The sequence below is a fragment of the Streptococcus oralis SK610 genome (genome assembly GCF_000257455.1).
Classification (GTDB): domain Bacteria; phylum Bacillota; class Bacilli; order Lactobacillales; family Streptococcaceae; genus Streptococcus; species Streptococcus oralis_CB.
The window spans coordinates 1-9,108 of the sequence record NZ_AJKQ01000009.1; the positions used below are offsets into that span (position 1 = coordinate 1).

A 9,108-nucleotide genomic window follows, 5' to 3' on the forward strand; every position below is an offset into this window, starting at 1 on the left:
TCTGTATCTTTTTCTTTCAATTCGAAAGTATAAGCATCAGCTACAAGTTCTTTACCATTCAAGACTTTCTTAGCTTTGATTGTCGCATCTGTTGAAGCGGCTTTATAAACGTTTGTGAAAGTAATGTTCTTTGTATCTGGTGTTGCAACAAGTTGACCTTGACCGTTATCTTTAACGACTACTTTTACTTCATAAGCATTTGGATCGTATTCAACTCCGGCTACATCACCTGCTTTTTCAGCGATAGTGAATGTACGGGTTTCTTCTTGTGTGAACTTAAGTTCTGGGAATTGAATCTTACCGTTTGCATCGTTTGAAACAGTGTGGAGAACTGCTCCGTTTTCTTTCAACTCAAATTCAAATTGACCAGCCTCAATAGCTTTACCATTCAAGACTTTAGTAGCTTCAAGTTGAAGTTTTGCTTCTTTAGCAGCGTATGAGTTTGTAAATTCTTTCTTAGAATCTTTATATTTAACGCTGGCAATCTTTTGACCATACACGTTTGCTACAGTAACTTCTGCTTCAAGTACTGAATCATCGTATGTATAGCCTTTTTTGTTGTCATTTACTTCTTTAATTTGGTATTTGAATGTACCTTCATTAGAGAATTTAACTGTTGGGAATTTAATATTTCCTTCAGCATCGTTTTTAGCTTCAGTTACAGAACCATCTGGAGCAATCAATTGGAAAGTAAATGCATCTGCCTCAAGAGTTTTTCCTTCAAGTTTTTTCTTAACTTGGAATTCAACCTCATCAGACTTCGCACCTGAACCGATACCTTCCGTAGTTGTCAAAGGAGCAAATCCATGAACATCAAATGTTTCTTGATCTGTTGTCGCTTTTACATCGTTGAATGCTTTTTTAGTTGCATTGTCAACTGGAGCAGTTAGACGAGTTTTATATAGGATATAGAGACCTTGTCCGTCCATTGTACCATCACCGTTTGGAGTGATTGTAAAGTGATTTCCATCAACAACGTTGATATGGGCAGCTTCTAGTCTTGGACGAGCTTCAGCTTTGTTCCACTCAGTAAAGTAGTAACCAGTAATTTCACTCGCAAGAACTTGTCCTTCTGGAATAGTATCTTCGAGTTTAACCCCTGTGTAAGATTTTGCATAGCGGTTAACACGGATACGCCAGTTTACATAGTTAGGATCGTCTGAGTCTTGAACTCCCCATTTAGTAAATCCAGTTGGGTCATCATCTGGGACGATACGAGTCAAAGTATAAACTTGGTCACCTGGGATATCAATTTGATAAGGAGTGTTTAATTTAACACTATCTGCCCAAACGACTGTAAACAAGGCTGTAATTGCCTTGTTCTCTGACAAATTAGCAAAGTAAGCAGCATTTGTTACTTTGACAGTAGCTGTGTTATCTGCTCTACTAGTTGTCAATTCAGCAATAGTTGTTTGCCCATCTGGTGCTTTCAATTCCGTAACAGAATCTTTTTCAATTTTAAATTCGTTTGGAACATGATACACCATGTAATCCCCATCTTTGAGGGTTACATCATTTGGGAAACTATAAGTTGGTTGAAGATAGAATTTACCTTCCCCGTACTTAGCGCCATCAACAAGTTTGTTATTGTTGATTGTTGAAACAGTTTTCATTGTATAACTGCTCGCTGGTAGTTCCTCCGCTTGAACAACTGTGCTAACTTTGAGTGCAGGTAGAAAAACTGACACTACTAGCAGCAAGGCCATCAAGCCATGAAAGAGTTTACTAGTTCTCTTTTTCACCACATTATCCTCCTTATTGTCTATAATGGTTCAATTATATTATACAGATTCATGACAAAATGTCAACTAAAATTTATTTATTTTTATATTAACTTACCATTTATTTAAATAATAAGCCCAATCATGCATGTCCATCAGCTTTGAAACAATTAAATACAGGCAAGAATTTCGCTTGGATTTAATATATACTAATTTCCTAAAAGCTACGTATTTAATCCCAATTCTGCTAAGATTTGTCGTTTGTAGGCAATTTTTTGGACTTCCTTGTCCTCACCTTCAGACCACTCTAGTTTAATTTCTGAAACAATCTGTCCGGGCCGATTTTTTAAGATATAGATACGGTCACTGAGATTGAGGGCCTCCTCAATGCTGTGGGTGATAATCAAGGTCGTCAGCTGCAACTGCTTGTGAATCTCCAAATACCAAGCGTGGAGTTCCATTTTGGTCATCTCATCCAAAGCGCTAAAAGCCTCGTCAAGAAGAAAGAGCTTGTGTCCGAAAAGATAGGTACGAAGCAAGGCCACACGCTGACGCATCCCTCCACTGAGTTCGTGAGGATACTTGTCCCGTACAGCTGTCAACTGGAAGGTCGCAAGAATTTCATCCGCTCGGGCAATAGCTTCTGCCTTATCCACCTTTTGAATCAAGAGTGGCAGGATGATATTGCCAAGCACCGTCTTGTGCTCCAAGAGGAGATCCTTTTGCAACATATAACTCACGCGCCCCTTGGGATTTTCCTCGCCGTCAAGGACAATTCTCCCAGACTGGACTTCTAAAATCCCAGCGATTAGGTTAAAGAGGGTGGTCTTTCCAACACCACTTGGACCTAGGATAGAAACTACTTCACCCGAAGTCACCTGCAGGTTGATATCCTCTAAAATCTTTTCATCGCCATAGGCATAACTTACATGTTCGAGTCTAATTTCTGTCATTATTTTACAAATTCGTTAGTGAAGCCTTTGTCAGTCAAGTCTTCCTTGAGGATACCATTTTCTTTATCCCACTTGTAGAAGGCATTCCAACGGTCTGCGTCAAATTGTCCCCATTTTTCCTTGTCGCTTGCGTATTCTTTCGACAAGTATTTTTGAGATTCGATAACGAAATCACGTTTTTCCTTGAGTTCGGGAGCATTCTTGATGAGGATATCTGCAGCTTCTTCTGGATGTTCCATGGCATATTGGTAGCCTTTTTTGATAGCTTGGATAACTTTACGAGCTTCTTCTTTGTTGTCTTTCAGATAGTCGTTGTTAGCGATGATAACTGGTGAGTAGTAGTCAAACTCCTTGACATAGTCTTTCAAATACATGAAGTTAGCGTCTACGCCTTGAGATTTGGCAAGGATACCATCCCAACCGTAGTAAATCCAAGCAGTGTCAAAAACACCATTGGCAATTGGTGTGATGGAGTTTGAGTCGTTGTTTGGTACTTTTTCGACCTTTTCGAAGTCTCCACCTTGAGATTCCACCAAGGTTTTCAACATAGCAAGCTCAGTCGGGTCATTCCAAGTTCCGTATTTCTTGCCAACCAAGTCTTTTGGACTGGTGACATTGTCAGATTTGCGAGAAATGATTCCTGATGTATTGTGCTCTACGATAGCGGCAACGGCAGTGATTCCTGCTCCTTTTTCCAATTTCTTAGCCATGTAGTCTTGGAAATAGATAGCAAATGGCGCCTTGCCATTGATCACCAAGTCAGACGAGCTTTCTTCTGGTGGCAATTTCAAATCAACATCCACTCCAGCTTCTTTGAAATAGCCTTTTTCCTTGGCTACATACAGCCCTGTATGGTTGGTGTTTGGTGTCCAGTCTAGGATAAAGTCAATCTTCTTGACTTCTGCTTCTTTATTGTCCTTAGAAGCAGTTCCTTGGCCACAAGCTACCAGTACGACAGTTACAAGAGCTGTTACAAGCGTTAAAAACACTTTCCATGTTTTCTTCATTTTATTTCCTCTTTTCTTTTTACAAAACGCTTCTTTTAAGCACGTTTCCATTTAATCACATATTTTTCACTGATATCGACCAGCTTCATCCCTAGAAGACTGATAATCGACACCAAAATAATAATGGCAAACATGGTATCATACTGAAACAGTTTTTTAGACTGAATCATGTAGACACCTAGTCCTTCAAAGCCTCCCAACCACTCAGATACCACTGTTGTGATAAAGGCGTAGGAGACACTGACCCTCAGACCTGCATAAAAGTAAGGCAGACTGACAGGGATTTTAAAATGCCACAGGATTTGCCAACGATTTGCCCGCATCAGACTAAACAAGGTCAGCATATCCTTGTCACAGTGCCTAAATCCATCTAAAATACTGACGATGATAGGGAAGGTTGTCGTCAAGATTATCAAGACAATCTTGGGCAAAATTCCATAGCCTAGCCACAAGACCAAGATAGGCGCTATGGCAATGGTCGGAATGGTCTGAACAACCACCATCATAGGGTAAATCAAGTCATTGAGCCAAGTCATACTATCCATAAGCACCGCCATGAGACAGGCAATCAAGACTCCTAAGACTAGTCCGAGTAAAGCCACTCTCAAGGTCGCCCAGCTATGGTGCCAGAGAAATTCTCTGTCACGAACAAAGGCCTGGAGAATTTCAAAGGGAGTTGGTAGGATAAACTTGGGTAAAAGTTTGAATATTCCTGCTAACTGCCAGATTGACAAGACTCCTAGAAAACCCAATAGACTAATGTGTCGTCTCAGTATACTTTTCAAGTTTCTCATCAATACTTAAAATCTCTCCTATATTTATTTTGACATTGGCAAAGACATTATCTGCCTCCTGCCCGGCCACTTCAAGCGCTTCTTTGAGAATGCGCATGAGCTCATCAAACTCTCCTTCCAAAACCGTTTCAAAGGGTGTCACCACCATGGTCACGGACTGAACTTGCAGATAAGCAATCACTTGATCGATAATAGCAATTCGATCAATCCCCTGTGATAGGGGCAAAACTTGCAAGGCAATGCTTGCTTTCATAAAAACCTCCTTTTCTCAGATTTCCTTTTGACAAAAAGAAAACCTCTTCCATATATGGAAAAGGTGCAGAATTCGGCTAAGTATCGTTCCCTACGCTGGCATTACCCAGATCAGGTGCGGTCGAAGTTTAACACTCCCTCTCAGACTGTACACAGACTCCCATATCTTATATGGAAATATAGTAACGCAAATACAAGGAAAAGTCAAGGAAACTGCTTACAGAAAACTATGAAAAAGAGTTTGAAGGCACGCGCTTCAAACTCTGTCATAGCTTTCTTATTTAGCCTCGTACCAGGTTGCCCCTTCATTTTCATCTGCAATAAGGGGAACACTGATTTGGATGGCTTCTTCCATGGTTTGTTTCACTAGTACTTTGACAGCTGCTAGTTCTGATTTCGGAACTTCAAGGACGATTTCATCATGCACTTGCAAGAGCATCTTGGTCTGATAGCCACCTTCAACTAGAGCTTTGTCTAGCTGAATCATAGCAATCTTGAGAATATCTGCTGCTGAACCCTGAATAGGAGAGTTGATGGCAGTCCGCTCTGCAAAACCACGAATGTTAAAGTTGCGCGAATTGATATCTGGCAACTCACGACGACGTTTGAAGAGGGTCTCCACATAGCCCTTATCACGCGCTTCACGCACCACTTCGTCCATGTAGTTTTTAATGCCCGGGAAACGTTCAAAGTAGGTATCAATGTAGGCTTTGGCTTCCTTACGGCTGATGCCCAGATTATTAGACAAACCAAAGTCTGAAATCCCGTAAACCACTCCAAAGTTTACAGCCTTGGCATTACGACGGTCGTTTGGAGTCACATCCTCAGGGCGTTCAATTCCAAAGACCCGCATGGCTGTCGAGGTATGGATATCCGCTCCTTCTTGGAAGGCCTTGATTAAGTGCTCATCTTTAGAGATATGCGCCAAAACGCGCAATTCAATCTGTGAGTAGTCAGAGCTGAGAAGGACACTATCCTCCCACTCTGGCACGAAAGCCTTACGAATGAGGCGACCTTGTTCCAAGCGAACAGGAATATTTTGCAAGTTTGGATCCACACTAGACAGACGCCCTGTCTGAGTCAAATCCTGCACATAGCGCGTGTGAATCTTGCCATCCGCTAAAATCCAATCCTGCAAACCAATCACATAAGTCGATTGAATCTTAGCAATTTGACGATAGTCTAGAATTTTCTTGACGATTGGGGCAATAGGAGCTAGGCGCTCTAACACATCCACTGCTGTCGAGTAACCTGTCTTGGTTTTCTTGGTGTATTCTATAGGGAGACCTAGCTTTTCAAAAAGTAGTTCGCCCAACTGCTTAGGCGAGTTGATGTTAAACTCCTCACCAGCCAATTCATAAATCTCTTGAGTTAGCTTTTCAATAACAAGCTCATTTTCAGCTTGCATCTCAAGCAGGGTCTCTTTTTTGACCTTGATTCCAGCAATTTCCATCTTGGCAAGGACAAAAGCCAGAGGTTGCTCCATGTCATAGAGGAGATCTAACTGTCCATGTTCACTGAGTTTTTCAAGTAAAACTGGCTCAGTCTCAACCAATACTGTGACCTTGCGAGCCAAATGCTCCAAGAATTTCTCTCTCTCAGGGATGGCTTTCTTGACACCCTTGCCGTAAAAAGTTTCATCATCGACTAAATAAGTCTGACCATAGAGACTCGCAATGGTTGAAATTTCATTATTCTCGACAGTAGAGAGGAGATATTTGGCCAAGCGACTGTCAAAAGCAGGGGCCTGCAGGTTCAAGCCCAAGCGATTTAAAAGAACCTTAGCTTTCTTAAAGTCATACACTTTTAGAGGTGTTTTTTCTAGATAATTCTTGAGAATCGGAGCTTGCAGAAGTTCTAGCTTATCTGTAGCGTAGAGTTTGTCTCCACAAGACCAGGCAACACCAACCAAGTCATCTGTATGGTAGTTCTCACCAAAGAGTTCAAAGTGGAAGATAGAGTCGGCACTCAGCATGTCTTGACTGACTTGGTCAACGATAGTGAAATCCAAGCTCTCAGGCGCATCCGTCGATGACACATTTAAAGCTTGTTTAAGCTGTTTGAAGCCCATCTCATCGTAGAATTTCCCGAGATTTTCCACATCTGGGCCACTATAGACCAAATCATCAAGGCCAATCTCAATCGGTGCCTGAGTATCAATGGTTGCTAAGGTTTTAGATAGGAAGGCTTGTTCCTTGTCATTGATGAGATTTTCCTTCATCTTTGAAGCCTTCATCCCATCGATATGTTCATAAATACCCTCGAGCGAGCCATGCTCCAGCAAGAGCTTGATACCTGTCTTTTCACCGATTTTCGTGACACCAGGGATATTATCGGACTTATCCCCCATCAGGGCCTTAAGATCGATAAACTGAGCTGGTGTGAGGCCCATTTTTTCCATAAGATAGTCTGGCGTAAAGGCCTCAAACTCAGCCACACCTTTCTTGGAAATCTCGACCACCGTATGCTCATCCGTCAACTGGATCAAGTCCTTGTCTCCGCTAACGATTGTTACATCAAAAGAATCCTTCTCAGCCAAACGACCTAGGGTCCCGATGATATCATCAGCTTCATACTGGGCCAATTCATAATGGCGAATTCCAAGATGGTCTAACAACTCACGAATGAAGGGAAATTGCTCACGAAACTCATCTGGAGTTTTAGCACGGCCACCCTTGTAGTCTGCATACATCTCTGTCCGGAAAGTCGTCTTACCTGCATCAAAGGCTACCAAAACATGACTAGGCTCAACCCGCTCTAAGACATGATTCAACATGAGTTGAAAACCGTAGATCGCATTAGTATGAAGGCCATTAGCATTTTTAAACCGATCCAACTGCTGATAAAGCGCAAAAAAAGCTCGAAAAGCAACAGAAGATCCATCAATTAATAATAATTTTTTCTTGTCCATACACCCATTATAAAGGAAAGCAAGGAAAAATACCATCGGAAAGAGCTGAAAAACTTGGACTTATCCCTATTTCACCATAAAAAAGAAAAGGACCATTCAAATCCTTTTCTTTTATCGATTTCATGCGATTTATTTGTTCAATTTTCTCTTTGCAAATGGTAGCAAACCAAGAAGGAGACCAACAAATCCTAGTGATGCGACTGCTGAAGCATCTTGGCTTCCTGTATTTGGAAGGAGTTGCTCATCTGTTGCTGCAGGCGCTTTGTAGGTACGATCTTGTTCAGTTCCAAGAGTCGGATTTGTAGCCAAAGGAGCTACACTGCCAGTGTATTCTGGAACTTCATTTACCGCAGGTTCAATCTTTTCAGCATAGGCTGGAATAGTAGCCACTGCCGGAGCACCACTTTCTGCATAAACTGGAACATTTGCTAGAGCTGGGGCGCCACTTTCTGCATAAGGCAGAGTGTTGTTTACTATTGGTGTACCACTTTCTCCGTAAGCTGGAACATTTGCTAGAGCTGGGGCGCCACTTTCTGCATAAGGCAGAGTGTTGTTTACTATTGGTGTACCGCTTTCTCCGTAAGCTGGAACATTCGCTACGGCTGGAGCGCCACTTTCTGCATAAGGCAGAGTGTTGTTTACTATTGGTGCACCGCTTTCTCCGTAAGCTGGAACGTTCGCTACGACTGGAGCGCCACTTTCTGCATAGACTGGGAGTTTATTTACAGCAGCTTCTACCGCGTTTGCACCTTTGTTGTATTCTGGCAACTCTGCACTTGCAGCTTCTACTGCGTTCACCCCACCTTTAAAGTCTTCAATTTCAAGAACAGCTGACATAACACTACTTAGAGTCTTAATAGCATCCTCATAGTCTGCTAAAGCTTGTTGCAAGTCTTTGACTTGACTATTCTTGTCCCCAGAAACTTGTAAACTTGATAATTGCACTTTAATCTTAGCAACTTGCTCTTCTAATTTACTTAGCTCAAGTTTTTTCGCATTACTATTTTCTTCCGCTGCTTCCTTGTCAGCTGCAGCGAGTTTAGCTTGGTCTTGACTTGAAAGTTGAGATTGAGTTTTTGCTTCGGCCGGTGTTACTTGTTCACTATCTTCTGCCAAGAAATCTGCCAATAAGTCGGACGCTTCAATATCTCCTTCTTCGATGGCTTTCAAGATAGCATCCTTGCCAATCACTTCTTTAGCTACCTTAATCGCTGCTTCCTTATCAGTGATAGTGGCATCTTTATTGATGTCGTCGATGGTTGATTTTTCGATACCTTCAATAGTTGAAAGCAATTCTGTTCGAACTTTTGCTGCTTCTTCCGCTGCTTCCTTATCTGCTGCAGTAAGTTTAGCTTGGTCTTGACTTGAAAGTTGAGATTGAGTTTTTGCTTCGGCTGGTGTTACTTGATCGCTGTCTTCTGCCAAGAAATCTGCCAATAAGTCTGAGGCATCGATATCGCCTTCTTCGAT

At 41.9% G+C, this 9,108-nt stretch carries 7 protein-coding genes; all 7 read right to left on the reverse strand.

Annotated features, from left to right (window positions below):
• The coding region (locus HMPREF1115_RS06170) for a Spy0128 family protein (RefSeq protein ID WP_025170987.1) at positions 1-1,742 on the reverse strand (1,742 nt) is incomplete at its 3' end.
• Positions 1,743-1,945: 203 nt separating this feature from the next.
• Positions 1,946-2,674 carry an ABC transporter ATP-binding protein gene (locus HMPREF1115_RS06175; protein WP_000136206.1) on the reverse strand — a complete coding sequence of 243 codons (729 nt, stop codon included), beginning with the start codon at positions 2,672-2,674 and terminating at the stop codon, positions 1,946-1,948.
• Positions 2,674-3,681 carry an ABC transporter substrate-binding protein gene (locus HMPREF1115_RS06180; RefSeq protein WP_000754557.1) on the reverse strand — a complete coding sequence of 336 codons (1,008 nt, stop codon included), beginning with the start codon at positions 3,679-3,681 and terminating at the stop codon, positions 2,674-2,676. The genes HMPREF1115_RS06175 and HMPREF1115_RS06180 overlap by 1 nt, the downstream gene beginning before the upstream one ends.
• Before the next feature lie 35 nt (positions 3,682-3,716).
• Entirely contained in the window at positions 3,717-4,475 is a 759-nt protein-coding gene (locus HMPREF1115_RS06185) for an ABC transporter permease (protein WP_198429608.1), read from the reverse strand.
• Positions 4,438-4,728 carry a thiamine-binding protein gene (locus HMPREF1115_RS06190; RefSeq protein WP_000647679.1) on the reverse strand — a complete coding sequence of 97 codons (291 nt, stop codon included), beginning with the start codon at positions 4,726-4,728 and terminating at the stop codon, positions 4,438-4,440. Before HMPREF1115_RS06190 ends, HMPREF1115_RS06185 begins: the two co-directional genes overlap by 38 nt.
• A gap of 276 nt (positions 4,729-5,004) precedes the next feature.
• Positions 5,005-7,638 carry a DNA polymerase I gene (gene polA, locus HMPREF1115_RS06195; protein ID WP_025170989.1) on the reverse strand — a complete coding sequence of 878 codons (2,634 nt, stop codon included), beginning with the start codon at positions 7,636-7,638 and terminating at the stop codon, positions 5,005-5,007.
• A 129-nt stretch (positions 7,639-7,767) separates the two neighbouring features.
• A partial coding sequence (locus tag HMPREF1115_RS06200) for an SIALI-17 repeat-containing surface protein (protein WP_000519535.1) occupies positions 7,768-9,108 on the reverse strand: 1,341 nt, incomplete at its 5' end.